We start from the raw sequence: 25,809 nt of genomic DNA, 5'->3' as shown, positions 1-25,809 counted from the left end.
CCCATGGAGTACTCGACGGCGATGCTCACCGAGGAGACGTGGCCCGACTTCGCCGCGCTCGTGACCCGCAGCAACGGTGTGTGGGGCGGGTGCTGGTGCATCGGGTTCCACCCGGACGGCCCACGCGGGACGCCCGACCCGACGGTGTCCCACCAGGAGGCGAAGCACCGCCACGTGCGGAACGGCACGAACCACCAGGTGCTCGTCTATGCCGACGGCACGGCGGTCGGCTGGTGCCAGTTCGGGCGGCCGGTCGAGCTGCCGACGATCCTGAACCCCGGCGCGTACGCCCGCGACGCCTCGACGCCGCCCGACTGGCGGATCGGCTGCGTGTTCGTGGAGTCCCGGCACCGCGGCCAGGGGGTCGCACGCGCCGCGGTCACGACCGCACTCGACCAGATCCGGCGGGCCGGCGGCGGGACCGTCGAGGCCTACCCGGAGCAGACGGTCGAGCGGAAGCCGCAGCGCGGGGCCTACCTGCACACCGGGCCGGAAGCACTGTTCACGCAGTTCGGGTTCGTGCGCGACCGCCGCATCGCCAAGTGGCGGTGGGTGATGCGCACGACGGTGTGACCGGCGCACCCGCTCGACGCCGCACTGCCAGCCCGTCGCGCGTACCGTGGGAACCGTGACACGCACCGCTCCGGTACGACCGCACCGCCTCGCCCTCATCGGCGCCGCCGTGGCCCTGGTGATCGGGGTCGGACTGCTCTTCACCCCCTGGGACGGGCCGGTCATCGTGCTCGCCTGGGCGCTCATCGTCGCCGCGGTCGTCCTCGGCGCCATCACGCTGTTCCTGGTGCGGGCGCCCCGCAGCTAGGCCGCGCTCACCCGCCGGCGCGACCGCCGGTCAGCCGCGCCGCCGCGCGCCCGCGGAGCGTGGCGGGTTCGCGCGCAGGTGCTCCGCCGCTCCCCCGAGGATCCGCGCCAGGTCGTCGACGTCCGCGCCCGACATCGACGCGAACAGCAGGGTGTGCAGCGCCTCGATGTGTCCGGGGAAGACCGCGGCGAGGACGTCACGACCAGCCCGGGTGATCTTCACGACCGTGCTGCGTTCGTCGTCGGGCGAGGGCCCACGGGTGACCAGCCCACGCTGCTCGAGCAGTTGCGCCTGGTACGTGAGCCCGCTGCGGCTGTAGACGACCCCGTCGGCGAGGTCGGTCATGCGCTGCTGCCCGCCCGGAGCGTCACCGAGCCGGGCGAGCAGCTGGAACTGCACGTAGCTCAGGCCGCCCACGTCGCGCAGCTGCCGCTCGACCGCGTGGCGCAGCAGGCTGCTCACCTCGGTGAAGGCGAAGTACGCCCCGAGCTGCGTCGGGGTCAGGGAGTTCGGCGCATCGGTCACGAGATCCATCCTACCTGTTGCTTCGAGTTCGAAGCAGTGCTAGCGTCACCGTCGGTTGCTTCGAACTCGAAGCACACGAGCAACACCGACGAAGGGCACGATCATGCAGGCAGTACGGTTCCACGAGGTCGGCGGTCCCGAGGTGCTCCGCACCGAGGACGTCGAGCAGCCCACCCCGGGCGCCGGGCAGGTGCGACTCCGCGTCGCCGCCTCGGCGTTCAACGCGGCGGACAACGGGATGCGGGGCGGGTTCCTGCCGATCCCGGTCCAGCTGCCGCACGTCCCCGGCTACGACGTGTCCGGCACCGTCGACGCGCTCGGCGACGGTGTCGAGGGGATCGCGGTCGGGGACGCCGTCGTCGCGTTCCTGCCGATGGAACTCGACGGCGGGGCGGCCGAGTACGTCATCGCCCCGGCGGACGCGGTGGTCGCGGCACCGACGAGCATCCCATTGGCCGACGCGGCGGCGCTGCCCTCCGTGGCACTCACCGCGTGGCAGGCACTGTTCGACGACGGGCGGCTCGAGGCAGGCCAACGCCTGCTGGTCGTGGGAGCCGGCGGCGTGGTGGGCAAGTACGCGATCCAGCTCGCCGTCCGCACCGGGGTCCACGTGATCGCGACGGCGAGCCCGCGCAGCATCGAGGCCGTCCGGGCAGCCGGCGCGCACGAGGTCATCGACCACACCACGACCGACGTCCGTGCCGCCGTGACGGAGCCGGTCGACGTGCTGCTCAACCTCGCCCCGATCGACCCGCAGGACTTCGCGGCACTCGTCGACGTCGTGCGTGACGGCGGCGCGGTCGTCAGCACCACGGCGTTCATGGCCACGCCGGACGACGAGTCCCGCGGGGTCCGGGCGGCGACGGTGTTCGTCCTGCGCAACCGCGAACGCCTGGCGGAGCTGGTGTCCCTGGTCGACGCCGGGGCGCTCACGGTCGAGGTCACCCGGCGCATCCCGCTGACCGAACTGCCGTCCCTGCACGCCGAGGCGGCCGCGGGACGGATCAGCGGCAAGGTCGTGGTCCTGGTCGGGTGACGGCCGCACACCCCACACCAGCACCGCCCGCACCAGCGCCGGATACGCTCGGCGCATGACGGACCAGGGGTGGCACGAGGACGTGCTCGGAGCACCGTACGAGCGGCTCGAACTGCCGCTCGGCACCGACTCCGAGGGGCCCGTCGTCGCCACCCTGGTCCGCCGCCGGCACACCCCGACGGACCTGCTGCTGCACGGTCGCGGGCCACTGCACGGGGTCGACGTGCTCTACGTGCACGGCTGGTCGGACTACTTCTTCCAGGTGGAGCTCGCCGAACGCCTCGAGCGGCTCGGTGCCCGGTTCCACGCGCTGGACCTGCGGAAGTACGGTCGGAGCCTGCGTCCGTACCAGACCCCGGGCATGGTCGACGACCTGGCGGTGTACGACGAGGACATCGCCGCAGCGCTCGACGCGATCTCGGCCGAGCACCCCGGCTCGGACCGCCGCCGACTCGTCCCGATGGGCCACTCCACCGGCGGCCTGACCCTGTCGCTCTGGGCAGCTCGGCACCCGGAGCTCGTGCACGGCCTCGTGCTGAACAGCCCGTGGCTCGAGTTCCAGGCCACCGCGGTCGGCCGGGCCATCGTCGCACCGGTCATCAAGCTCGGTGCCCGCCGGAACCCCCTCGCACCGATGCCCGCCGTCGACCCCGGCTTCTACACCCGCACCGTCTCGGCTGAGGGCGAGGGGTCGTGGACCTACGAGCAGCAGTGGCGGCCGGAGCGTGGCTTCCCCCTGCACCCCGGATGGCTCGCAGCGGTCTTCGACGGCCAGGCACAGGTCGAGAAGGGCCTCGGGATCGGGGTCCCGACCCTGGTGATGCTGAGCGACAAGAGCATGCTCCAGCCGCGGTGGGACCCGGGCATGGCGCGGGCCGACGTCGCCCTGAACGTCGACACGGTGGCGCACCGCTCGCTCTCCCTCGGCGAGGAGGTCACGGTCCGCCGACTCGCCGGCGCCCTGCACGACGTGGTGCTGTCCGCGCCGGACGTGCGGGAACGGGCGTACGACGCCATCGGGCGCTGGGCGACTACCCTCCGGTAGTCCCGCGACGACAGTCCCGCGACGCTGGCGACTCAGTCGGACAGCCCGGCCACCGCGGTGCGGGTCGCCGCGGCGACGAGCGCGTCCGACGGCTCCGCACCGGGATCGGCGCGGCTCGTCATCACCACGAGCACGACGGGGTCGCGCCCCGGCGGCGTCACGACCGCGATGTCGTTCCGCACCCCGTAGGACGCCGTGCCGGTCTTGTCGGCGACCCGCCACGACGGGTCCACCCCGGCACGGATCGTCGCGTCCCCGGTCGTGTTGCCGAGCATCGCCTCACGGAGCACCCGCCGGTCGGCGGCGTCGAGGGCGTCCCCGAGCAGCACGGTCCGGAGGTCCGCCGCGAACCGCTCCGGCGTCGTCGTGTCCCGTGGGTCGCCCGGGGTCGCCTCGTTCAGGTCGGGTTCGACCCGGTCGACACGCGTCGTCCGGTCCCCGATGCCGCGCAGCCACCGCTCGACGGCGTCCGGCCCGCCGAGCTGCTCCACCAGCAGGTTCGCCGCGGTGTTGTCGCTGGAGCGGAGCGCCGCGTCGACGAGCTCGCGCACCGTCATCCCGGTGTCGACGTGCTCGCTCGTCACGGGCGCGTACTCGAGCAGGTCGCCGCGGTCGTAGTGCACCACGGTCGCCAGGTCGGCGTCGGAGGAGGCGTCGAGGACCGCGGCCGCGATGAACACCTTGACGGTCGACGCGAACGCGAACCGCTCCCCCGCACGGTGTGCGATCGTCCGACCGCTCCCGGTGTCGATCGCGGCGACCCCGAGCCGTGCGTCGTACCGCCGCTCCAGCGCAGCGAAGGCCCGCGCGGTGGCGGGGTCGGTCGCCGGATCGGTCGACGGCGCCACCGAAGCCGACCCAGACGCAGAAGCCGACACTGACGTGGACGACGTCGGCCCGGTCGTGTCACCACCCGGCGCACCGGAGCACGCCACCAGCCCGACCAGCACCAACGCCGTCAGAGCAGCGGCCGTCATCCCCGTCACACCTCGCACGCCCCGAGCCTGCCCGACGACCGTGCAACTACCCTGAGCGGCATGCCAGCCCCCGCCGTCCGCCTCACCCGCCTGGACCCCACCGGCACCGACCGCCAGGAGCTGCTCGCGTTCCTGACGTCCGAGGAGTTCCCGTTCCACGTCCGACGGCGCATCAGCGCGGCCGACGCGGCGAGCGCCGTCGACTCCGGCGCCTACCGCGACGACGAGCACGACACCTCCTGGCTCGACCACGACGAGCACGGGCGGATCGGACTGGTCCGCCTCGAGGACCTGGCCGACCCCGTCCCCCTGTTCGACCTGCGCCTGGCCGGTCGCTTCCGGGGCCGCGGCCTCGGGGTCCCCGCCCTGCGCGCGGTGACCGACCACGTGTTCACGACGATGCCGGCGATCACGCGCTTCGAGGGCCAGACCCGCGAGGACAACACCGCCATGCGCCGGGTCTTCATCCGTGCAGGCTGGGTGCAGGAGGCCCACTACCGCGAGGCGTGGCCCGTCGACGGCGGCCCGGCCGTCGGGTCGGTCGGCTACGGCGTGCTGCGCCGCGACTGGGAAACGGGCGAGACCACTCCGGTGCCGTGGGACGACGTTGCGCGGTGAGCGGCTGACGGTTCTGGTTCACGATCCTCGGGGTTCGCGAACCGGAACCGTCATCGCGCGGACACGAACCGCCGTCCCGCGCCCGTCCCGTGGGCAGCAGGCGGACGGGAGGCCCGTGGCGGCGCCGCCACGGGCCTCCCGTCCGTCGGTCGGTCGCGTCTCAGGACCGTGACAGGCGCTCCACGGTGGCGTTCGCGCCGTCCGCGATGAGCCCGTCCAGGGCGTCGCGGTACGCGGCGACGAACCGTTCGTCGTCGACCAGGTCGCCGAAGACCTGGCGGTTCGCGATGAAGGCGAGGCGGTCGTCGCGCTGGGTGAGGGCGATGCGCTGCAGGGGCTCGGCGAGCCGGTCGACGATCTCGATGCGCTCGCCGGACTCGTCGGTGCCCTCGTCGTAGCGGGCCCACGACGCGACGATGCCGGCGGACAGCGTGACGGGTCGGCCGGCGGCCAGGTTCTCGCGCACGACGGGGAGCAGCCACTTCGGGATCCGGTCGCTCGACTCGGCGCAGAGCCGGGCGAGGGTGTCGCGCACCTCGGGGTTCTGGAAGCGCTCGATCAGGGTCGACTTGTAGTCCTCCAGGTCGATGCCGGGCACCGGGTGCAGCGTCGGTGTGCCCTCTTCGTCCATGTAGCGGCGCAGGAAGGTCGCGATCGCCGGGTCCTGCGTGGCCTCGTGCGCGTAGCGGTACCCCGACAGGTACCCGAAGTAGCAGAGCCCCTGGTGGCTGGCGTTGAGGAGCCGGAGCTTCATGAGTTCGTACGGCTCGACGTCGTCGACGAGCTGGACGTCGGCGTCCTCGTAGGGCGGGCGGCCGGCGGGGTGGGCGTCCTCGAGCACCCACTGGAAGAACGGTTCGGCGACGACGGGCCAGGCGTCGTCGATGCCGAGCTCGTCGCGGACCCAGGCGCGGTCCTCGTCGGCGGTGACCGGGGTGATGCGGTCGACCATCGAGTTCGGGAACGCCACGTGCTCGTCCATCCAGTCCGCGAAGGCCGGGTCCTGCAGCCGGGCGTAGGCGGTGAACATCGACCGTGCGACGTGCCCGTTGCCCTGGATGTTGTCGCAGGACATCACGGTGAACGGGTCGAGGCCGCGGTCCCGTCGGCGGCGCAGTGCCTCGACCACCAGGCCGAAGACCGTGCGGCGCGGGCCGTCGCCGCGCAGGTCGGCCGCGACGCCGGGCTCGTCGGCGACGAACTCGCCGGTGACGTGGTCGAAGTTGTAGCCGCCCTCGGTGATGGTCAGGCTGACGATCCTGGTGTCCGGGTGCGCCATCTTCTCGACGACGGCGTCGGGGTCGTCGACCGCGAGCAGGTACTCGACGATGCTGCCGACGACGCGTGACTCACGGGTGCCGTCCGGGTGCTTGAGGACGAGCGTGTACAGGCCGCCCTGCTCGGCCATCGCGGTCGCCATCCGACGGTCCTGCTCGAGCACGCCCACGCCGCAGATGCCGTACTCGCGGGCCTCGCCTCGCTGCAGGAGCCGGTCGATCACCATCGCCTGGTGCGCGCGGTGGAACCCGCCGACGCCGAAGTGGACGATGCCGGCGGTGATGCCGTCGCGGTCGTAGGTGGGCACGGCGACGCCGCTCGCGGCGATCTCGTCGAGGGTCTCCGGGGACAGGCGGACGGGCATCGGTACTCCTTCGTACGGTGGCGGTTCGTCCGGCCAGTCTGGCACCCGGTACCTCCGACTGAACAGCGGTGCAGCACAGACGTTCTGCACCGGGGGACGAACCTGGGGATGCACTCAACCTCGTTGCACCGAGTGCATCGATGCACCTAGTGTTCCATCTCGTGACCATCGCGACCGACCGCCGTGCTGCCCTCAAGGCGAAGCACCGTGCGGCGATCCTGCAGGCCGCTCGCGACTTGATCGACGAGCGCGGCGGCCGCGACTTCAGCGTGGACGACCTCGCCGCCCGGGCCGACATCGCCCGGCGCACCGTGTTCAACCACTTCGCCTCGCTCGACGAGGTCCTGCTGGCCGTGTGCGAGCAGGAGCTGTCCGTCATCATCGACCGGTTCCTCGCCGACATGGCCCGGACCCCGGTGGGCGACGGCAGCCGGGCCTCGATGTTCGACGAGCTCGAGTCCGCCGCCCGCGGTGCCGACCTGGCTCCGGCGATCGCCAGCATGTACCGGATCCTCGGCGACCCGGGCAAGGACGACCCGAAGGCCGCGGTGCTGACCCAGACGGCGTTCTCGCGGGTGACCGAACGGCTCCGGCACGAGGTCGCCCGGCGATACCCGGCCGCCGACCCCCTCGATGCCGCACTGCTCGTCGAGTCGCTCATGAGCGGCATCGTCGTCATCGCGGAGCACTGGCTGGCGACGTCCGGCCCCGAGCTCGACCAGCCGGCGCTCGACGCCTGGGACGACCTGCTCGCACGACTCGTGCACAGCGTCCGCAGCGGCTACATGGCCGACGACTGACACCGCCCCACCTCCTCATCCCCCAGGGGTCCACCGGCGCACCCCGCACCACCAGCACCTGACACGAAAGGACCGCAGGCAACCGCATGGCCGGTCTCCTCTACCGTCTCGGACGGTTCTCCGCACGACGCCACTGGCTCGTGATCATCACCTGGGTCGTGATCATGGCCGTCGCGGGCGTCACGTACACGCTCTTCGCCGGCACCATCTCGTCGTCGATCACGATTCCGAACACCAAGACCAGTCAGGTGCAGGACCAGCTCGCCGACAAGTTCCCGTCGGCGAACGGCGGCAACGGCACGATCGTCTTCGAGACGAAGGACGGCAAGGCGTTCTCGTCGTCGCAGCAGTCCGAGATCGACGACTTCCTGACCAGCCTCGAGAAGCTCGACGGCGTCAAGGGCACGACGAGCGGCTTCGCCACCCAGGACCAGCTCGACGACCAGCGGCAGAAGATCGTCGACGGCCGTGACCAGATCGAGTCCGGTCGCGCGAAGATCGAGACCGGCCAGGACCAGCTCGACGCCCAGAAGGCGCAGCTCGAGTCCGGCAAGCAGAAGATCGAGGACGCCCAGGCGCAGCTCGACGCGCAGGAGGCCCAGGCGCAGGCAGCCGGTGGCGCAGCCGTCCCCGCCGCACAGGCGCAGGCAGCGGCCGCCCAGCTCCAGCAGGCGCAGGCGCAGATCGACGCCCAGCAGGCCCAGATCGACGCCGGTGAGCAGCAGATCGCCGACGCCCAGAAGACGATCGACACGAACAAGCAGAAGCTCGACGACAACGAGCAGGAGCTCGAACAGGGCTCGGACCTGCTCGACCTGTCGAAGGACATCCGCTTCGTGTCGGACAACGGCAGCGCCGCGATCGGCACCGTGCAGTTCACGAAGTCGACCTACGAGGTCCCCGCGGACACGAAGACCGCCATCGCGGACGACGCCGAGTCGGCCGACATCCAGGGCGTCAACGTGTACGTCTCGAACGACATCGCACAGGGTGTGCCGTCGATCCTCGGCCCGGGTGAGATCGGTGGTGTCATCATCGCCGCGATCGTGCTGCTCCTGATGCTCCGCACGGTCATCGGCGCCGCGGTCCCGCTCGTCAGCGCCGTGCTCGGCGTCGGCGTCGCCTCGCTCACCGCCCTGTCGTTCTCGAGCGTCGTCGAGTTCATCTCGGTCACGCCGGTCCTGGGGGTGATGCTGGGCCTGGCGGTCGGCATCGACTACTCGCTGTTCATCCTGAACCGGCACCGGACCCAGCTGAAGCAGGGCATGCAGGTGCACGAGTCGATCGGGCTCGCGAACGGCACCTCGGGCAACGCCGTGGTGTTCGCCGGTGCGACGGTCATCGTCGCGCTGCTCGCGCTGAACATCACCGGCATCCCGTTCCTCGGCCTGATGGGCACGGTCGGCGCGGTCGCGGTGCTCTTCGCGATCCTCATCGCGACGTCCTTCACCCCGGCCCTGCTGTCGCTCATCGGCATGCGGATCCTGCGGAAGAAGGAGCGCACGAAGATCGGCAACACCGACTCCACGCGGATCCCGAACAAGCCGATGTCGAGCTGGCGCGCGGTCATCACGCTCGTCCTCGGCGTCGCGGTGCTCGGCACCATCGCCCTGCCCGCGACCCAGATGCGCCTCGGCCTGCCGAGCGGTTCGTCCGAAGCCGTCGAGTCGAGCCAGTACAAGGCCTACAAGACGCTCGAGAAGGAGTTCGGCGCCGGGCAGAACGGCCCGCTGCTCGTCGTGGCGACCCTGCCGGAGTCGATCAGCAAGAGCGACGTCACCGCGACCGAGGTCACCATCGGCCAGGCCATCGCGAAGAACGACGACGTGGAGGCCGTGCTGCCCATCGGCGCCTCGAAGGACCGTGACATCGTCGCGTTCCAGGTGAAGCCCGCCGGCGGCCCGGACAGCGTCTCCACCGAGAACGTCGTGAAGGACCTGCGCGAGCAGACCGTCTCCACCGACGACGGCAAGGTCACCCTCGGCGTCGCCGGCAACGCGTCGGCGAACATCGACGTGTCCGAGAAGCTCTCGAACGTGCTGCCGCTCTACCTCGTGGTGGTCGTCGGGCTGTCGCTGATCATCCTGATCATCGTGTTCCGGTCGTTCCTCGTGCCGATCACCGCCACCGCCGGGTTCATCCTGTCCGTGCTGGCGTCGTTCGGTGGGCTGACCGCGATCTACCAGTTCGGCTGGCTCGGCTCGGTCTTCGGTGTGCACGACCCGGCACCGATCCTGAGCTTCCTGCCCATCATCGAGATCGGCATCCTGTTCGGTCTGGCGATGGACTACCAGCTGTTCCTGGTGTCCGGCATGCGTGAGGCCTACGCCCACGGCGCGAGCGCGAAGGTGGCCGTCCAGCGCGGTCTGCACGCGGGTCGCGCGGTGGTCACGGCGGCGGCGATCATCATGATCTCCGTGTTCGCGGGCTTCATCTTCTCGGACTCGTCCACCATCAAGCCGATCGGCTTCGGGCTGGCGTTCGGCGTGCTGATCGACGCCTTCGTCGTCCGCATGCTGCTCATCCCGTCGGCGATGCACCTGCTCGGCAAGAGCGCCTGGTGGTTCCCGAAGTGGCTCGACCGCATCGTGCCGGACGTCGACGTGGAGGGCGCGAAGCTCGAGCGCACCCACCCGGTCGCCGGCCACGAGGACACGCACACCGGCACCCACGCGCTCCCCGTGGAGCCGGACGCGAACGCGCACGACTCGGGCCACCCGCCCGCGCACCGCGCGTAGTCGACGCAGCAGCGCAACCACCCTGGAGGCCCGGTGCCGGTCCACGAGACCGGCACCGGGCCTCCAGGCCGTTGCGCCCACCGCCCCGGGTCGCGACCACACCACTTCGTGCACGAACGAAGTACCCTGAGGGCATGACCCAGACCGCACCGGAACCGCTCGCGCTCGACCGGCAGCTCTGCTTCGCACTCGCGGCGACGAGCCGCAGCGTCATCGGGCTGTACCGCGACCTGCTCGAACCGATGGGCCTGACTCACCCGCAGTACCTCGTGATGCTCGCCCTGTGGGAGCGTGACCCGCGGTCGGTGCGGGAGATCGCCGGCGAGCTGCGACTCGACTCCGCAACACTGAGCCCGCTGCTCAAGCGGCTGGAGGCCTCCGGCTACGTCCGCCGCACCCGCAGCGCCGCCGACGAACGCCAGCTCGAGGTGTCCCTGACGACCGCCGGGCACGCCCTGCGCGACCGGGCGCAGGCGGTGCCGCTCGCCGTCGCCGACCGGCTCGGGTGGCCACTCGCCCGACTCGAGTCCCTGAAGGACGAACTGACGGAGCTGCTGGAGCGCGTCGACCAGGTGTGATCCGCGGCCATCAGTGCCATAATGGTTCGTGCACGAACGAAAGGATGCACCGTGGGACGCTTCGGCCAGTGGTACGAACGGTGGAACACGACGCTCATCAACAAGATGGGCCCCTCGCAGATCGGCGCCGGTCGCCCCGAGGGCATCGACGACCGGACGATCGACCGGGGCTGCCCCCTGTGCGGCAAGCCCCTCTCCCAGCACCAGGTGATCCGGCCCGAGGGCCAGGTGCGTTCGTCGACGCTGGTGTGCCCGCGCGACTGACCGCGCTGCCTGAAGAAGTGCTCCGAGGCGGAATTGCATGGGACAACTCGTCGTTCGCCTTGACGTGAAGCTCTTCGAACCCGCCTCCATCGGCGCCCTGTCCCTGTCGAACCGCGTCGTCATGGCCCCGCTCACGCGCACCCGCGCCGGCGAGCACGGCGTCCCGAACGACCTGCTCGTCGAGCACTACCGGCAGCGCGCCGGACTCGGCATGATCATCACCGAGGGCACCTGGCCCGTGCAGGAGGGCCGCTCGTACCCCGGGCAGCCCGGCATCGAGACCGACGACCAGATCGCCGGCTGGCGCCGCGTGACCGACGCCGTGCACGCCGCCGGCGGCACGATCGTCATGCAGCTCATGCACGGTGGCCGTGTCTCGCACACCGACATCTCGCAGACCCCGCGCATCGTCGCCCCGTCCGCCATCGCCGCCCCCGGGCAGACGCACCTGGCCGACGGCTCGAAGGCCGACATGCCCGTCCCGCACGAGCTGACCACCGCAGAGGTGCAGGAGGCCGTGCAGGGCTTCGTGCAGGCCGCCCGCAACGCGATCGCCGCCGGACTCGACGGGGTCGAGGTCCACGGCGCCAACGGCTACCTGGTGCACGAGTTCATGTCGCCGGTGTCGAACACCCGCACCGACCAGTACGGCGGCTCCCCCGAGAACCGCGCACGCTTCGCGATCGAGGTCACCACCGCCATCGCCGAGGCCATCGGCGCCGACCGCACCGGCATCCGCCTGTCGCCCGAGCACGGGATCCAGGGCGTCATCGAGGACGACGCCGACGACGTGCGCGCCACCTACACCGCCGTCGCCGAGGGCCTCGCGCCGCTGGGCCTCGCCTTCGTCGACGTCCTGCACGCCGAGCCGACCGGTGACCTGGTGCAGCACGTCCGCCGTACCGCGGGCGCGCCGTTCATCGTGAACTCGGGCTTCTCGTCGCTCACCACGCGCGACGAGGCCATCGCGATCGTCGACGGCGACCACGCCGACGCCGTCGCCGTGGGCCGCGCCGCGATCGCCAACCCGGACCTCGCGCACCGCTGGGAGCACGACGCCGAGCTCAACGAGCCGCGTCCGGAGCTCTTCTACGGCGCGACCGCCGAGGGCTACACCGACTACCCGTCGCTGGCCGAGGCGCGCGCGACCGTCGCGTAGTCGACGCACCACCTGACGGACGGGAGGCCCGTGGCGACACCGCCACGGGCCTCCCGTCCGTGCCGGGGCCACGTCGCAGGCGTGCGCCGACGGTCAGTGGTCGAGGACCGACATCGAACCGACCACCGCGACGGCCAACGGTCCGCTGTAGGAGACGCAGACGACGCCCATCCACACGGCCCCCGCCCACGTCGCTCGCAGACGGCTCTTCCGCCGGTCGCGGAGCACGAGGCGACGCCCCGCGGCGGCGATCGCGTCGGCGTGCCCGTCCTCGAGCAGCGAGCGGTCGTCCTGGTACCGGGAGGCGGCGCGCACGATGCGCGGCACGACCTCGCCCAGGACTGCCTCGACCTGCATCCACGGCGCAGGGCGCGACCAGTCCGCGGTCCCCGGCGCCGAGAAGACCAGCCGGTCGTCGACCATCTCGACGTTCCAGCCGGCCGCGTGGTCGACGAGCGCTGCCATCACGTCAGGGGTGAGGACGTACAGCGCGTCCTGGCCGTAGTCCTCCGGCGCCCAGACCCGGAAGTGCCGGTCGAAGTCGCCCTCCAGCGACATCCGTTGCCGGTGACGGAGCACCACCGGCAGGTCGCTGCGACGACCGTCGTTCGCCGTGGCGTCGAGGAGCAGGTGCGGCAACGTGCCGGGCAGCCGGACGGTCAGGTACGTCCAGTCCCGCGAGACCATCCAGCGCCGCAGGACGCAGCCGAACTCGACGTCCGGGACGCCGTCGACGTGCACGGGGGCGGCGCCGAACCGGGGGTGGACGCGGATGCCGGAGTAGCGCGGGGTGATCATCGAGTCGAGCGGCTTCGGACGGACCGGACGCGCCGGGTACCCACTGGCCTCCCCCGTCAGCACCGCCCGAACCTCGTCCGGACGCAGGGTCCGAGGTCGTTCGCCCCGGACCAGGAGCACGACGAGCCCGACCACACCGGCGACGAGCACCACGAACCAGGCCACCCAGTGGACGACGTCGCCGACGCCCGCACCGTTGTGGACGAGCCCGGTGCCCCAGACCACGAGCGCGGACGCGAGCCACGCGAGCGGGACCTCGATCGCCAGGAGCAGCGCGTTCCACCACCGCGGAGCCTGTCGCGGGCGGCGCATCCGCGGTCGTCGCGCCGTCTCCGCCGCGAACTCGTCGTCGGACGCGGTCAACCAGCGCAGGTCCATCGGCCCCCCTCTGGAGAAGGATCGTAGCGTCCGCGTCGAGAACGCCCGGCGGAGCCGTCCACGTCTCCTAGGATCGACGCAGTGAGTACAGCAACGCCGGGCGAGCGGGGCCCCGCGCACCGAGCGCGCGACACCACGCGGTGGGACATCCAGGGCCTCCGCGCGTTCGCCGTCCTCGCGGTCGTCGTTTACCACCTGTGGCCGGGCGCCCTGCACGGCGGGTTCGTCGGCGTCGACGTCTTCTTCGTGATCTCCGGCTTCCTGATCACCGGGCTCCTGCTGCGGGAACAGCTCGCGACCGGCACGATCCGGCTCGGACGGTTCTGGTCGCGCCGGGCCAAACGCCTGCTGCCGGCCGCGTTCCTCACCATCGTGGTCACGGGCGTCGCGGTGCTCGTCGCCGTGCCGAGCGCGCTGTGGGGGCAGTACGGGCGCGAGCTGATCGCCTCGACGGTGTACCTGCAGAACTGGGAGCTCGCGGCGAACGCCGTCGACTACCTGGCGTCGGCCGACGCCCCCTCACCGTTCCAGCACTTCTGGTCGCTGTCGGTCGAGGAGCAGTTCTACATCCTCCTGCCGCTCCTGCTGCTCGGCGTCGGGGCGCTCGCGCGCCGGCGGTTCACGCCGCTGGTGACCGCGCGGCTGCTGCTCGGCAGTGTCGTCGTGCTGTCCCTCGTGTGGAGCATCGTGCAGACGGCCACCGACCCCGGCGTCGCCTACTTCTCCACCGGCACCCGCGCGTGGGAGTTCGCACTCGGCGGTCTCGTCGCCACCGTGCACCTGCCCGAGGTCCGCACCGAGGTCGCCCGACGGGTCCGCCTGGTCGCCACCGGCATCGGCGTCGTGGCCCTCGCACTGTCCCTCGTCGTGATCACCCCGGAGACGGCGTTCCCCGGGATCGCGGCGCTGCTGCCGGTCGCCGGTGCGGCACTCGTGCTGCTGTTCGGCGCGGGGACCGAGTTCGAGGACGTCGGGGCACTGCGGCCCGTCGCCTTCTTCGGTCGGATCTCGTACGCGCTCTACCTCTGGCACTGGCCGCTCGTCGTCATCCTGCCGATCATGCTGGGCCGTCCGCTCGACTGGGCGACGAGTTCGGCGGTGCTGCTCGTCGCGATCGGTCTGGCCACCGCGACGACGATCTGGTTCGAGGAACCCGTCCGGTTCTCGACGTGGCTGCGGGACCTGCATCCCCGGGGCGTCGTCTCGCTCGCCGTCATCTGCAGCTTCACCGTCGTGACGCTCGGGGCAGCCACCCTGACCGCCGTCTACGTGCAGGAGGTCAACGCGACCACGGTCACGAAGCAGGTCACCGCGGAGCAGGAGGACGACGACGAGTCCTGCTTCGGTGCGGCCGCGCGCATCGGGTTCGCGGACCCCTGCGTCGACCCCGAGCTCGCCGACGTCCGTGTGCCCGCTCCGGCCGTGGCCAAGGACGACGACGACAACCGCGCCGAGTGCTGGAGCGGCACGTTCCGGCCCTGCGTCCTCGGCAAGACCACCGGCTGGTCGAAGCACCTCATTGTCATCGGCGACTCCCACAGCAACGCACTGCTCGGTGCGTACGAGAAGATCGCCGACGACAACGGCTGGCGGATCGACCTGGCCGGCGCCGGCGGGTGTTACCTCACCACCGCGCAGCAGGACTCACTGAGCCCCTCGTCGATGCGGGGCTGCAACTCGTGGAAGCACGCCGCCATCGACTACGTCCGCGAGCACCGCGACGCCGACGCCCTGGTCGTCACCCACTCCACCACGCAGATGCCGGTCAGCCTGCCGCCCGGAACGGCCCGCGACAAGGCCACCCGCAACGGCCTGGTCGACGCGTGGGAGCAGGCGGCCGGTGACGAGCTGCCCGTCATCGCCGTCCGTGACAACCCCGTGCCCCGCCCCGACGTCGTCGCCTGCCTGAGCACGATGTCCGGGCCGACGACGGACGCCTGCGACCGGTCGCGCGCCGAAGCACTCGGCCTGACGGACTCGTCGGTCGAGGCCGTCGCCGCGTTCCGGGCGGCCGGGGGCAGGGCAGCGTCGATCGACCTGAGCCGCTACTACTGCACCGACACCACGTGCCCGGCGGTCGTCGGGGGCGTCCTGGTCTACCGGGACAGCACGCACATCACGGCGACGTGGGCGTCATCGCTCGAGCCGTACCTGGAACGTGCGCTGCAGGACCGGTTGGCGGCCTTCGCGCGCTGAGCCGGACGCCCCGGAAGGGGCGGACTGAGCGCTTCATCAGACGATCGTCTGCCGAATTGCAGGACCGTCCCAAGTTGAGGGACGAAGTTGCTCGGACCATGCCGCGGCCATCAGCATCGCACAACGCGATCGACGGCCAGCGGACGCTCGAGGCAACTGAAGGGGCACCCCCGTGCACATCTCGCGCCGAACTGCGCTCATCGGCATCACCGCCACCGTCCCGCTCGTCACGACCGCGCTCGCGGCCCCGGCCGACGCCGCCACCCCGTCCGGCGAGGCCGGCTCCACCGGGCCGACCGGCTCGACCGCTTCGTCCGGCTCCGCCGACTCGGGCGTGCTCGCCGTGCAGCGCTGGCTCAACACGACCTTCGGGCACCTGCACGGGTGGGTGCACGTGGACGAGGACGGGCTGACCGGCAGCGGCACCGTGCTCGGGATCGTGCAGGCCACCCAGTCGCTGCTCGGCATCTCCCCCGTGGTCGCGACGTTCGGGCCGACGACCCGTCGGAAGCTCGAGCAGCACGGCGACGTCGGGGCCGAGACGGGCGACGACGCCGCGACCTGGCGCCGGCTGGTCCAGGCCGGACTGGTCTGCAAGGGCGCCTCGACCGTCACGCTCACCGGCGAGTACGACGCGGCCACCGTCGCGGCCGTGCAGGCGCTCCGGTCCGACCTGGGTGCCGAGCCCGGCGCACTCCCGCTGTCGGCCCACCTGTTCGGAGCGCTCCTGACCGTCGACCCCGTGCGACTCGCCTCCGGCGGGTCCCGAGCGGTGCGCGCGGTGCAGCAGTACCTCAACCGCACCTACGCCGAGGCGACCGGCGGCGCGTACGGCAGCACGAGCGGACTCGCCGACACGAGCACGTACTCGGCGGCGATCCGCGCGGTGCAGGTCGCGGTGGGCGTCACGGTCGACGGTGCCTGGGGCCCGGGGACGGCCGCCGCGCTCCGTGCCGCGGGGCCGAGCGTCGTCGGGGTCGGGGCCACCGGCGCCTGGGTGCTGCTCGTCAAGGCGCTCCTGGTGCTGAACGGCGAGCGCGTCGTGTTCAGCAGTGCCTACTCGGCGGCGGACGCCGCGGTGGTCCGTGCGTTCCAGCAGTTCCAGGCGTTCCCGCCCGCCGAGCAGACCGGGACGTGCGACGCCGGCACCTGGGCAGCCCTGGCCGCGAGCACGGGTGACCCGGACCGCGCCACGACCGGTGCCGACACCGCGGTGCGCCTCGACGACGCCCGCGCGGCGGCCGTCCGGGCGTCCGGTGCCACCAGCGTCGGCCGGTACCTCACGAACCACCAGCGTTCCGGGGCACTCGACAAGGCCCTGACCCCCGAGGAACTCCGTGTGATGGCGAGCGCCGGGCTCGGGCTGTGGCCGATCTTCGAGGAGGGCGGGTTCGCTGCCTCGTGGTTCACGGAGGAACAGGGTGTCCGCGACGCCCACCGTGCCCACGACGCCGCCCGGAAGCTCGGGATCCCGAAGCAGACCACCGTCTACTTCGCCGCCGACTTCGACGCGACCTCGGCGCAGGACGAGGCGCTCGTGGTCCCGTACTTCCGTGGCGTCGCCGCCGGCCTGCGGGACCGCGGGAACCTGTACAAGGCGGGCGTCTACGGCTCCCGCGCCACGTGCACCGCCGTGAGCAGCGCCGGACTGGCGCACTTCTCCTTCGTCGCCGGGATGTCGCCGGCCTGGTCGGGCAACCAGCTCGAGCCGCTGCCGGGCAACTGGTCGCTCAACCAGATCCAGAACCGCACGGTCGGGTCGGGCAACGGGTCCACCGAGATCGACGCCGTGGTGGACTCCGGGCGCGACCCGGGCGTCCCCGCGGCGCTGCTGGCCGACTGACCGGCCGCCGACCGGGATCGAGCACCGCCGTGACCACCACGACCCCGCGTGACGACGAGCCGCACGCCGTGTTCCCGCACCGCGCCACCTACGTCTTCTCGAACTTCGAGGAGGCGATCTCGATGGACTGCTACTGCGACGAAGGCGCCGACCACTTCGGCGTCTACCCGTTCTACGACGAGGTCATCAAACCGATCATCGACGATCTGACCCGACGCGTCCGGCGCCGGTTCGGGAAGGAAACCCCGTGAACACCGCACACCCCACCACCCCGACCACCGCCCGGCACCGCACCCGCCGGACCGCCGCGACGGCCCTGGCCTTCGGGCTGCTCGCGGCGGGCATCGCCCTGCCGACCTCGGCGGCGAACGCCGATCCCCTGCCCACGTCCGCCGAACCGACGGGTTCCACGATGACCATCTCCCACGACGGTTCCCGTCCCACGGCGTCGACGGCGGAGCTCGACACCATCGGCACGCTGATCCTCCGACGGCTCGAGCTCGCCGACCCGGTGGCGGAGTCGAAGTGGCTCAGCGGCAAGCCGGTCGCCGACCCCGTCCGCGAACAGGCCGTCGTCGACGAAGCGGTGACCCTGGCAGAGCAGCAGGGCGTCGACCCCGTCCTGGTGACCCGGGTGATCCGCGCACAGATCGCCGCGAGCAAGGTCGTCCAGCGCGGCCTCATCAACCACTGGACGCACAACCCGTGGACCGCACCCACGACGGCACCGGACCTGACGACCATCCGGCCCCAGCTCGACGCCATCGACACCGACCTGGTGACGGCGCTCGGCCAGGCCCAGACCGTCGCCCAGGACCACCGGTGCGCACACCTGGTGGACGCGGAGCGGAAGCACCTCGACGTCGGACTCGACTCGCTGCACCGGAAGGGGATCGACGTGGCCTGGCACACGTTCTGCGCCGCCTGACGCGGGCAGGGGACGGGCCGTCATCATGAGCGGCCCTAGGATGTGGTGTTCACTGATCGCTCAGCTCCGGGCGAGGAAGGACACCGCGCCAGATGAACCAGCGGCAGCTCGCCATGGAGGCCTCTCGTCGAGCAATCATCGACGCCGCAGGGCAGCAGTTCGCGGCCTTCGGCTACGAGGCGACCACGTTCTCCCGTGTCGCCGAGGCGATGGGGAAGCCGAAGTCGGCGATCGGGTACCACCTGTTCCCGTCGAAGAAGGACCTGGCGACGGCGGTCATCGAACTGCAGCAGCAGCGCTGGCGTGCACTCTTCGACGCACTCCCCGCGCAGCCGGGCATCGAGCGACTGACGGTGTTCCTCCTGACCACCGGGATGGACGTCCGCCGGGGCTCGGTCGCGGGCGGCGCGGTCCGGCTCCTGCACGAACTCGGCAAGGCCGGCGTGCCGGTGCCGCGCGGCTTCGACTGGTTCGAGATGACGCGGGGCGAACTCGTCAGCGCCGGTGTCGCGGCGACGGACGTCGACGCGGCCGCGGTCCAGCCGTCCGTCCTGCTGCTCCTCAACACGACGCTGGGCATGGTGGACGGTTCGACGCAGCTGACCGACGACGAACTCGTGGCGCAGCTCAAGGCCCTGTGGGCACCGCTCTTCACGTCGTTCGGCATCGCCGGTGCATCCGAGGTCATCGAGGCGGCCCAGCCGTACACGCCCGCCACTTCGTGAGCAGGAACGGTCGAGTCCGTCTCGGGGACTCGACCGTTCCTGCTCACGAAGTCGCACGGAGCTGACGCGCGACGGACGGACCCGTGCGCGCACGCTGGCTGGAACGACGAAGGGCCCCGGTGGAATCCACCGGGGCCCTTCGTCGTTCTGCTTGCCTGTGCGCTCGAAGGGACTCGAACCCCCAACCTTCTGATCCGTAGTCAGATGCTCTATCCATTGAGCTACGAGCGCGTGGCCTTGCGGCCGTGGAAGACTCTACAACAGGTGCGGCCCGGGCGCCAATCGAGGCGCTCCGGCCCCCGTGCTCGGCGTGTCGCGAGTGGTCTCCGACGGCCGCACCGTCACAGCGCCGCGGGCTCCTCGTCGAACACCTCGGCCAGGAACACCCGGAGTGCCTGCCACGACCGGCGGTCGGCACGTTCCTGGTACTGCGCGCCGTGGCCCGGGGCGTCGGTGCCCGGCACCGCGAACGCGTGCATCGCGCCCGAGTACGTCACGACCTGCCAGTCGACGTCCGGCGCCGCCCGCATCTCGTCCTGCCACGCGTGCACGGCCTCGTCCGGCACGACGGGGTCGGCGCCCCCGGTGAGGACGAGCAGCTTCGCCCGGATGTCCGCGGCGTCCGAGGGGTCGTGCGCGATGAGGCCGCCGTGGAACGCCACGGCACCGACCAGGTCGGCCCCGGTCCGTGCGAGTTCGAGTGCGGTGGAGCCGCCGAAGCAGTACCCCATGACGACGACGCGGGCGGGGTCGACGTCCGGGTCGGCGAGCAGTCGCTCGAGCCCGGCGGTGGCGCGGGCGCGCAGCAGGGGCAGGTCCTGGTAGAAACCGCCGGCGACCTGGGCCGCGGTGTCGTCACCGGGGCGGACGCCGGCTCCGTAGATGTCCGCGCCGAACGCGACGTAGCCGAGCCGGGCGAGCATCGTCACCCGGGCCTCGACGTGCTCGTTCACGCCGTGCCAGTCGTGCACGACGAGGACGGCCGGACGACGGCCCGCGATCGCGGCGTCCTTCGCGAGCACACCGAGCAGTTCGGTCCCCTCGTGGTCGTAGGGGACGTCGTCGACACGGATGTCGGCGCCGGCGGGTTCGGGAACGGTCTGCAGGACGTCGTCGGTGGTGTTCACGTCGCCCGACGCTACGCCGCCGCTCGGGCTCAGGCCTCGATGTTGTCCCAGCCGTCCGGGCCGACGGACCCGGCGGCGTACTCGTCGAGGGGAGCCCTGCCGGCCTTCCACGCGTCGAGGAACGGCCCGACGACCTTCCAGCCCTGCACGGCGCTGTCGCCGCGGACCGACAGCGTCGCGTCGCCCTCGAGCACGCCGGCCAGCACCTCGCCGTAGGCACTCAGGCGCCCGGGGTTGAACGTCACCTCGAGGCTCGTGTGGTCGATCGTGTACGGGTCACCCGCGCCGTTGACGTTGAGCTCGAGCTGCATCTCGTCCGGGGCGATCCAGATGCGCAGCCGGTCGGGCAACTCGGTGCCGGTGAGTCCCTCGGGCACGTGCGGGGAGTCCTTGAACGTGATGACGATCTCGCGGCGCTGCGCGGCGAGCGCCTTGCCGGACCGCAGGGTGAAGGGGACGCCGGCCCAGCGCCAGTTCGCGATCTCCAGGGTGAGCTGGGCGAGGGTCTCGGTGCCGAGCGACGGGTCCACGCCGTCCTCGTCGACGTACGACGGCAGCTGGCGGTCCCCGACGGTGCCGGCGGTGTACCGGGCGCGCTTGCCCGCGGTGACGACGTCGCCGCCCCACGGTCGGACCGCCCGCAGCACGAGCTCCTTCTGGGTGCGCAGGTCGTCGGCCTTGATCGAGGCGGGGGCCTCCATCGCGACGACGGCCATCACCTGCAGCAGGTGGCTCTGGATCATGTCGGTGAGCGCCCCGGCCTTGTCGTAGTAGCGCGCCCGGCCCTCGAGCCCGAGGGTCTCGTCGTAGACGATGTCGACGCGCTCGACGTGCTGCGACGAGAGCAGCGGTTCGATGATGCGGTTGGCGAAGCGCATCCCGAGCAGGTTCAGCACGGTGGAGCGGCCGAGGAAGTGGTCGACGCGGTGGATGCGCTCCTCGGGGATGAACGAGTGCAGCAGGTCGTTCAGGTGCGAGGCGCTGTCGGCGTCGGTGCCGAACGGCTTCTCGAGCGCCAGGCGGGTGCCGGCGGGCAGGTCGAGGTGGGCGAGCTGCTCGCAGCTCTTCTCGGTGACCGCGGGCGGCAGCGCGAAGTAGATCGCGGGGTCGTGCTCGCACACGGCGAGCAGTGCCCGCAGGTCGTCGGGGTCGGTGACGTCGGCCTTCCGGTAGGTCGAGGCGTCGACCACGGCCTGCAGTCGCTCCGGCAGCGCTGTGTCACCCGAGGCGCCCTCGTCCTCCTCGTTCTTCGACGCCTGCGCGTTCTCGAAGGACTCGCGCACCTGCGCCTTCCAGTCGGCGTCGGACAGGTCCTCGACACCGGCCCCGACGAGCTGGACGTCCCAGTCGTCCTTCACCTGGAGCAGGGTGGCGAGGCCGGGCAGGAGCAGGCGCTTGGACAGGTCGCCGCTGGCTCCGAGGATGAGCAGGCTGGTCTGGAGGCTCGACATGCAGCAGACGGTACTCATCGGCCCCGGTGGATGACCGGGCCGCTACGGTGGTGTCATTCCGGCGCGAGGGAGCACCATGAGCAGTGGGTACGAAGGGCGACGCCTCCGTGTCGCCGTGGTCGGGACGGGCATGATCGCCGGCGTCCACGCCCGGGCGGCCCGGGCCTCCGGTGCCGAGGTCCTCGGTGTGCTCGGCCGGAACGCCGCCCGCTCCGAGCAGGTGGCGGCGCAGCTCGACCTGCCCCGTGGCTACGCCTCCCTCGACGAGGTCATCGCCGACGCCCCCGACGTCGTGCACATCTGCACCCCGAACGACCAGCACCACCCGCAGGCGCTCGCGGTGATCGCGGCCGGCATCAACGTGGTGTGCGAGAAGCCCCTGGCGATCGACCCCGCCCAGGCCGCCGAGCTCGTCGCCGCCGCAGCCGAGGCCGGCGTCGTGGCCACCGTGCCGTTCGTGTACCGGTACCACCCGATGGTCCGCGAGATCCGGGCGCGCATCGCCGACGGTGAGCTCGGCCGGCTGCTCGCGGTGCACGGTCACTACCTGCAGGACTGGATGCTCGACGAGGACGCCTCGAGCTGGCGGGTCGACCCGACCTCGAGCGGCCTGTCCCGCGCGTTCGCCGACATCGGCTCGCACTGGTGCGACCTGGTCGAGTTCGTCACGGGTGAGCGCTTCGCCTCGGTGTCCGCGGCGACCGACATCGTCTACCCGACGCGGCCGGCGGCGTCCGGCCCGTCGTTCTCCGGTTCCCCCGACCCGGACCCGGTGGCCGACGCGGCCGAGCGTGCCGAGGTCACCACCGAGGACACCGCCGTCGCCACCTTCCGCACCGCCACGGGCCGCATCGGGAACGTCGTGATCTCGCAGGTCGCGTCGGGCCGGAAGAACCGCCTGTGGTTCGAGGTCGACGGCACCCGCGGCAGCGCGGCGTTCGACCAAGAGCAGCCCGAGTCCGCGTGGTTCGGCAACGAGCGCGGCGCCCAGATCGTGGTCCGCGACCCGTCGCAGGGGTACCCGGACCAGCGCCGGCTGGCGATCGTGCCGGCCGGGCACCCGCAGGGGTACCTCGACGCCTTCGCGGCCTTCGTCGCCGACACCTACACCGCGGTCCGCACCGGGGTGGCCCCCGACGGACTGCCGACGTTCGCGGACGGCGCCCGCTCCGCCGACATCATCGAGGCCGTGATCGGCAGCGCGGCCGAGACGACCTGGCGGGAGATCCGGTGAAGCTCGGCATGCTGACCGCCTGCCTGCCCGGTTGGTCGCTCGACCGGATCGCCGGGTTCGCCCAGCAGCAGGGCTACGAGCGGCTCGAGGTCGCCGTCTGGCCGGGCACCGGCGGCCGCGACTTCGAGGCGGCGCACCTGCCGGTCGCCACGTTCACGGACGAGGACGCCCTGGCCACCCGCGCCCTGCTCGACCGCACCGGCCTCGAGATCTCCGCGCTCGCGTACTACGAGAACAACCTGCACCGGGACCCGGAGCACCGGGCGGCGGTGCGGACCCACCTCAAGCACGCGATCGACACCGCGCAGACGCTCGGCATCCCGTACGTCGGCACGTTCATCGGCCGCGACACCACGAAGTCCGTCCGCGAGAACATGGCCGAGGGGAACCGGGTCCTGCCCGAGCTCGTCGACTACGCCGGCGAGCGGGGCGTGCGGCTCGTCATCGAGAACTGCGTGATGGAGGGCTGGCACCCCGACGGGTACCCCGGCAACATCGCGTACTCCCCCGAGCTCTGGGGCTGGGTCACCGGCCTGGGCTTCGGCCTGAACTGGGACCCGTCGCACCTGACGTGGATCGGCATCGACCCGGTCGAGACGATCCTGCCGTTCGCCGAGCACATCGTGCACGCCCAGGCGAAGGACCTGGAGCTGTTCCCCGAGCGGCGCAACGAGTACGGGTTCTTCGGCAAGGTCGACAAGGGCGACGACCCGTGGGACATGGGCTGGTGGCGGTTCCGGGTGCCGGGCCGCGGTGTCGTGGACTGGCCGCGCGTCGTCGACCGCCTCTACGAGGCGGGCTTCGACGGCACGCTGAGCGTCGAGCACGAGGACCCGCTCTGGGGCGGCACCGACGACCGGGTGCTCGAGGGGCTGCGCATCGCGCACCGCACGCTGCGACCGTTGATCGCGCAGGAGCAGTAGCGAGCACCCACCGGCAACGAGCACAGGGCCCTGGTCTGGAGGCCCGGATCACGTGACCGACGTCGGTCACGTGATCCGGGCCTCCAGTCCGGTGCCTGTGAACGGACCCGTGCGCGCCCGCGCACGCTGGTGCCATGAGCACGACCGTGAGCGACTTCGTCATCGACCGCATCAAGGCGTGGGGGGTCTCCCGCGTGTTCGGGTACCCCGGCGACGGGATCGGCGCCTTCGACGGCGCGCTCGGCAAGGCGGCGTCGAAGGGCGACGGCCTGGAGTACGTCCGCCCCACGCACGAGGAGATCGCGGCGCTGATGGCGACCGCGCACGCGAAGTTCACCGGCGAGGTCGGGGTCTGCGTCGCGACGTCGAGTCCCGGTGCCTTCCACCTGCTGAACGGTCTGTACGACGCGCAGATGGACAACCAGCCGGTGGTGGCGATCGTCGGCCAGCAGGGGCTCGCGGCGATGGGGTCGTTCACGCAGCAGGAGTCGAACCTGGAGCGCGTGTTCGCCGACGTCGCCTGCTACGTGCAGACGGTGGCCACGCCCGAGGCCGTCGGTGTGGTGCTCGACACCGCGTTCCGCACGGCGTCGCTGCGCAAGCAGCCGGCCGTCGTCGTGCTGCCCCACGACGTGCAGGCGATGGCGTACGACGCACCGCCGCTGGAGCACTGGGCCTCGCGGTCGAGCGACGTCCCCGCGTCGACCAGGATCACGCCGCCCGCCGACGAGGTCCGGAAGATGGCGGAGATCATCAACGCCGGGTCGAAGGTGACGTTCCTGGTCGGTGCGGGTGCGCGCGGTGCGACGGCCCAGGTGCTCGCCGCCGCCGAGAAGGCGGGTGCGGGGATCATCACGGCACTCCGCGGCAAGGACGTGATCCCGTCCGACGTGCCGTACCACTCGCAGCAGCTCGGGCTGCTCGGGTCGCTGCCGTCGCTGCACCAGATCCGCGACTGCGACACCCTCGTGCTGCTCGGCACGAACTACCCGTACGGCGAGTACATGCCGAAGACGGGGCAGGCCCGGGGCATCCAGGTCGACATCAAGCCGGAGCAGCTCGGCCTGCGGTACCCGACCGAGCTGAACCTGTGGGGCGACGTCGGCTCGACGCTCGACGCGGTGCTCCCGCTGCTCGAGCAGAAGACCGACAAGTCCTTCCAGCAGACCGTCGCCGACGAGATGCGCGAGTGGGAGTCGGAGATGCGTGCGCAGTCCGAGGTCGCCTACGACGACGGCGTGAACCCGCGCCGGGTGATCCAGGCCGTGAACGACCGGCTGCCCGACGGCGTCACGGTCACCGCGGACGCCGGCACGACGGCCGACTGGTACGGCCACCACATCCGGCTGCGCGAGGGCATGCGCGGCGACATGTCCGGCCGCCTCGCGACGATGCTCGCGGCGATGCCGTACGCGGTGACGGCGAAGTTCGCGTTCCCGGACCGTCCGGCGGTGTGCACGATCGGCGACGGGGCCTTCCAGATGCTCGGCATGAACGAGCTGATCACCGTGAAGAAGTACCTGGCGGCCTGGCCGAACCAGCAGCTCGTCATCGTGGTCATGCACAACGACGACCTCGGCCAGGTGTCGTGGGAGATGCGCACCGAGGACGGCAACCCGATGTGGCGCGGCTCGCAGGACGTCGAGTCGATCGACTACGCCGGGTACGCGACGCTGCTCGGGTTCCAGGGCATCGCGGTGCACGAGGACTCCGAGGTCGAGGCGGCGGTCGAGCGGGCCTTCGCCCACCAGGGGGTGACCCTCATCGACGCGTACGTCAGCCGGAGCGTCCCGCCGCTGCCCCCGCACATCACGAAGGAGTACGCGATCAACACGGCGAAGAGCCTGCTGAAGGGTGACCCGGTCGAGTTCGACGTCGTGAAGGACTCCGCCAAGGCGATGGCGACGGAGGTCACCGAGCGGGTGAAGGGCGCCCTCGGCCGCGACTGAACCAGGTCGGGCGGGCCCAGGGGGACGGCCGTGTGAACGTCGTGTGACGACTTGC

Annotated in this window: 24 protein-coding genes and 1 tRNA gene; 18 read left to right on the top strand and 7 right to left on the bottom strand. The window is 71.6% G+C overall.

Annotated elements, in window-relative coordinates; genetic code table 11:
- Positions 1 to 3: 3 nt before the first annotated feature.
- Both HP445_RS05810 and HP445_RS05805 read left to right on the top strand, forming a co-directional pair.
- Positions 4 to 573 carry a GNAT family N-acetyltransferase gene (locus tag HP445_RS05810; protein ID WP_206647618.1) on the top strand — a complete coding sequence of 190 codons (570 nt, stop codon included), beginning with the start codon at positions 4 to 6 and terminating at the stop codon, positions 571 to 573.
- 55 nt (positions 574 to 628) lie between these two features.
- Complete coding sequence (locus HP445_RS05805) at positions 629 to 820, top strand: hypothetical protein (RefSeq protein ID WP_111023553.1); 192 nt, start codon at positions 629 to 631, stop codon at positions 818 to 820.
- A gap of 30 nt (positions 821 to 850) precedes the next feature.
- Here HP445_RS05805 and HP445_RS05800 read toward each other — a convergent pair whose 3' ends face one another.
- A complete protein-coding gene (locus tag HP445_RS05800; protein WP_111038361.1) occupies positions 851 to 1,345 on the bottom strand; it encodes a MarR family winged helix-turn-helix transcriptional regulator in 495 nt (164 codons plus the stop codon).
- Positions 1,346 to 1,448: 103 nt separating this feature from the next.
- Between HP445_RS05800 and HP445_RS05795 the strand changes: the two genes are divergently transcribed.
- Both HP445_RS05795 and HP445_RS05790 read left to right on the top strand, forming a co-directional pair.
- Positions 1,449 to 2,381, top strand: a complete 933-nt coding sequence (locus HP445_RS05795; RefSeq protein ID WP_128780845.1) for an NADP-dependent oxidoreductase — start codon at positions 1,449 to 1,451, stop codon at positions 2,379 to 2,381.
- 55 nt (positions 2,382 to 2,436) lie between these two features.
- Positions 2,437 to 3,426 (top strand): alpha/beta hydrolase, encoded by a 990-nt coding sequence (locus HP445_RS05790; protein ID WP_128780844.1) that lies wholly within the window; start codon positions 2,437 to 2,439, stop codon positions 3,424 to 3,426.
- A 32-nt stretch (positions 3,427 to 3,458) separates the two neighbouring features.
- Here the strand turns inward: HP445_RS05790 and bla are convergent, their stop codons facing one another.
- The gene (gene bla / locus HP445_RS05785; protein WP_164941201.1) at positions 3,459 to 4,403 is read right to left on the bottom strand and encodes a class A beta-lactamase; all 945 of its coding nucleotides are present in this window, start codon (positions 4,401 to 4,403) and stop codon (positions 3,459 to 3,461) included.
- 60 nt (positions 4,404 to 4,463) lie between these two features.
- On the opposite strand from bla, the gene HP445_RS05780 reads away from it, so the two are divergent.
- Complete coding sequence (locus HP445_RS05780) at positions 4,464 to 5,021, top strand: GNAT family N-acetyltransferase (RefSeq protein ID WP_128780842.1); 558 nt, start codon at positions 4,464 to 4,466, stop codon at positions 5,019 to 5,021.
- Positions 5,022 to 5,181: 160 nt separating this feature from the next.
- Here HP445_RS05780 and HP445_RS05775 read toward each other — a convergent pair whose 3' ends face one another.
- Entirely contained in the window at positions 5,182 to 6,663 is a 1,482-nt protein-coding gene (locus tag HP445_RS05775; RefSeq protein WP_128780841.1) for a mannitol dehydrogenase family protein, read from the bottom strand.
- Between the two features lie 161 nt (positions 6,664 to 6,824).
- Between HP445_RS05775 and HP445_RS05770 the strand changes: the two genes are divergently transcribed.
- The 5 genes from HP445_RS05770 to HP445_RS05750 all read left to right on the top strand — a co-directional run bounded on the left by HP445_RS05770 (position 6,825) and on the right by HP445_RS05750 (position 12,202).
- The gene (locus HP445_RS05770) at positions 6,825 to 7,463 is read left to right on the top strand and encodes a TetR/AcrR family transcriptional regulator (protein WP_027466131.1); all 639 of its coding nucleotides are present in this window, start codon (positions 6,825 to 6,827) and stop codon (positions 7,461 to 7,463) included.
- A gap of 86 nt (positions 7,464 to 7,549) precedes the next feature.
- A complete protein-coding gene (locus HP445_RS05765; RefSeq protein ID WP_128780840.1) occupies positions 7,550 to 10,201 on the top strand; it encodes an MMPL family transporter in 2,652 nt (883 codons plus the stop codon).
- 134 nt (positions 10,202 to 10,335) lie between these two features.
- Positions 10,336 to 10,779 (top strand): MarR family winged helix-turn-helix transcriptional regulator, encoded by a 444-nt coding sequence (locus HP445_RS05760; RefSeq protein ID WP_128780839.1) that lies wholly within the window; start codon positions 10,336 to 10,338, stop codon positions 10,777 to 10,779.
- A 51-nt stretch (positions 10,780 to 10,830) separates the two neighbouring features.
- A complete protein-coding gene (locus tag HP445_RS05755) occupies positions 10,831 to 11,043 on the top strand; it encodes a hypothetical protein (protein WP_027466129.1) in 213 nt (70 codons plus the stop codon).
- A gap of 37 nt (positions 11,044 to 11,080) precedes the next feature.
- The gene (locus HP445_RS05750; protein ID WP_111087305.1) at positions 11,081 to 12,202 is read left to right on the top strand and encodes an alkene reductase; all 1,122 of its coding nucleotides are present in this window, start codon (positions 11,081 to 11,083) and stop codon (positions 12,200 to 12,202) included.
- A 93-nt stretch (positions 12,203 to 12,295) separates the two neighbouring features.
- Here the strand turns inward: HP445_RS05750 and HP445_RS05745 are convergent, their stop codons facing one another.
- Positions 12,296 to 13,378 (bottom strand): hypothetical protein, encoded by a 1,083-nt coding sequence (locus HP445_RS05745; protein WP_128780838.1) that lies wholly within the window; start codon positions 13,376 to 13,378, stop codon positions 12,296 to 12,298.
- An 81-nt stretch (positions 13,379 to 13,459) separates the two neighbouring features.
- Between HP445_RS05745 and HP445_RS19125 the strand changes: the two genes are divergently transcribed.
- From HP445_RS19125 to HP445_RS05720, 5 genes are all read left to right on the top strand, one after another.
- Positions 13,460 to 15,574 (top strand): acyltransferase family protein, encoded by a 2,115-nt coding sequence (locus HP445_RS19125; protein WP_164941200.1) that lies wholly within the window; start codon positions 13,460 to 13,462, stop codon positions 15,572 to 15,574.
- A 172-nt stretch (positions 15,575 to 15,746) separates the two neighbouring features.
- The gene (locus tag HP445_RS05735) at positions 15,747 to 17,417 is read left to right on the top strand and encodes a glycoside hydrolase domain-containing protein (RefSeq protein WP_128780836.1); all 1,671 of its coding nucleotides are present in this window, start codon (positions 15,747 to 15,749) and stop codon (positions 17,415 to 17,417) included.
- A gap of 29 nt (positions 17,418 to 17,446) precedes the next feature.
- On the top strand, positions 17,447 to 17,668 hold the full coding sequence (locus HP445_RS05730) for a hypothetical protein (RefSeq protein ID WP_071406470.1): 222 nt from the start codon (positions 17,447 to 17,449) through the stop codon (positions 17,666 to 17,668).
- On the top strand, positions 17,665 to 18,345 hold the full coding sequence (gene aroQ / locus HP445_RS05725) for a gamma subclass chorismate mutase AroQ (RefSeq protein ID WP_241660425.1): 681 nt from the start codon (positions 17,665 to 17,667) through the stop codon (positions 18,343 to 18,345). Before HP445_RS05730 ends, aroQ begins: the two co-directional genes overlap by 4 nt.
- A 92-nt stretch (positions 18,346 to 18,437) precedes the next feature.
- Positions 18,438 to 19,070 carry a TetR/AcrR family transcriptional regulator gene (locus HP445_RS05720; RefSeq protein WP_128780835.1) on the top strand — a complete coding sequence of 211 codons (633 nt, stop codon included), beginning with the start codon at positions 18,438 to 18,440 and terminating at the stop codon, positions 19,068 to 19,070.
- Positions 19,071 to 19,228: 158 nt separating this feature from the next.
- On the opposite strand, the gene HP445_RS05715 is transcribed toward HP445_RS05720, so the two are convergent.
- The 3 genes from HP445_RS05715 to HP445_RS05705 all read right to left on the bottom strand — a co-directional run bounded on the left by HP445_RS05715 (position 19,229) and on the right by HP445_RS05705 (position 21,648).
- Positions 19,229 to 19,301, bottom strand: a tRNA-Arg gene (locus HP445_RS05715).
- A gap of 110 nt (positions 19,302 to 19,411) precedes the next feature.
- Positions 19,412 to 20,197, bottom strand: coding sequence for a dienelactone hydrolase family protein (locus tag HP445_RS05710; RefSeq protein WP_128780834.1), 786 nt, complete (start codon positions 20,195 to 20,197; stop codon positions 19,412 to 19,414).
- 29 nt (positions 20,198 to 20,226) lie between these two features.
- Positions 20,227 to 21,648, bottom strand: a complete 1,422-nt coding sequence (locus HP445_RS05705) for a glucose-6-phosphate dehydrogenase (protein WP_128780833.1) — start codon at positions 21,646 to 21,648, stop codon at positions 20,227 to 20,229.
- Between the two features lie 76 nt (positions 21,649 to 21,724).
- Between HP445_RS05705 and HP445_RS05700 the strand changes: the two genes are divergently transcribed.
- The 3 genes from HP445_RS05700 to HP445_RS05690 all read left to right on the top strand — a co-directional run bounded on the left by HP445_RS05700 (position 21,725) and on the right by HP445_RS05690 (position 25,754).
- Complete coding sequence (locus HP445_RS05700) at positions 21,725 to 22,882, top strand: Gfo/Idh/MocA family protein (RefSeq protein WP_035808774.1); 1,158 nt, start codon at positions 21,725 to 21,727, stop codon at positions 22,880 to 22,882.
- Positions 22,879 to 23,805: a sugar phosphate isomerase/epimerase family protein gene (locus HP445_RS05695; RefSeq protein ID WP_111055161.1), complete on the top strand. Its 927-nt coding sequence runs from the start codon at positions 22,879 to 22,881 to the stop codon at positions 23,803 to 23,805. The genes HP445_RS05700 and HP445_RS05695 overlap by 4 nt, the downstream gene beginning before the upstream one ends.
- A gap of 134 nt (positions 23,806 to 23,939) precedes the next feature.
- Complete coding sequence (locus HP445_RS05690) at positions 23,940 to 25,754, top strand: thiamine pyrophosphate-requiring protein (RefSeq protein WP_111029891.1); 1,815 nt, start codon at positions 23,940 to 23,942, stop codon at positions 25,752 to 25,754.
- The last annotated feature ends 55 nt before the right edge of the window (positions 25,755 to 25,809 follow it).

The organism is Curtobacterium flaccumfaciens (genome assembly GCF_013359815.1).
GTDB lineage: Bacteria > Actinomycetota > Actinomycetes > Actinomycetales > Microbacteriaceae > Curtobacterium > Curtobacterium flaccumfaciens.
This window is presented reverse-complemented; position numbering and strand designations above follow the sequence as displayed.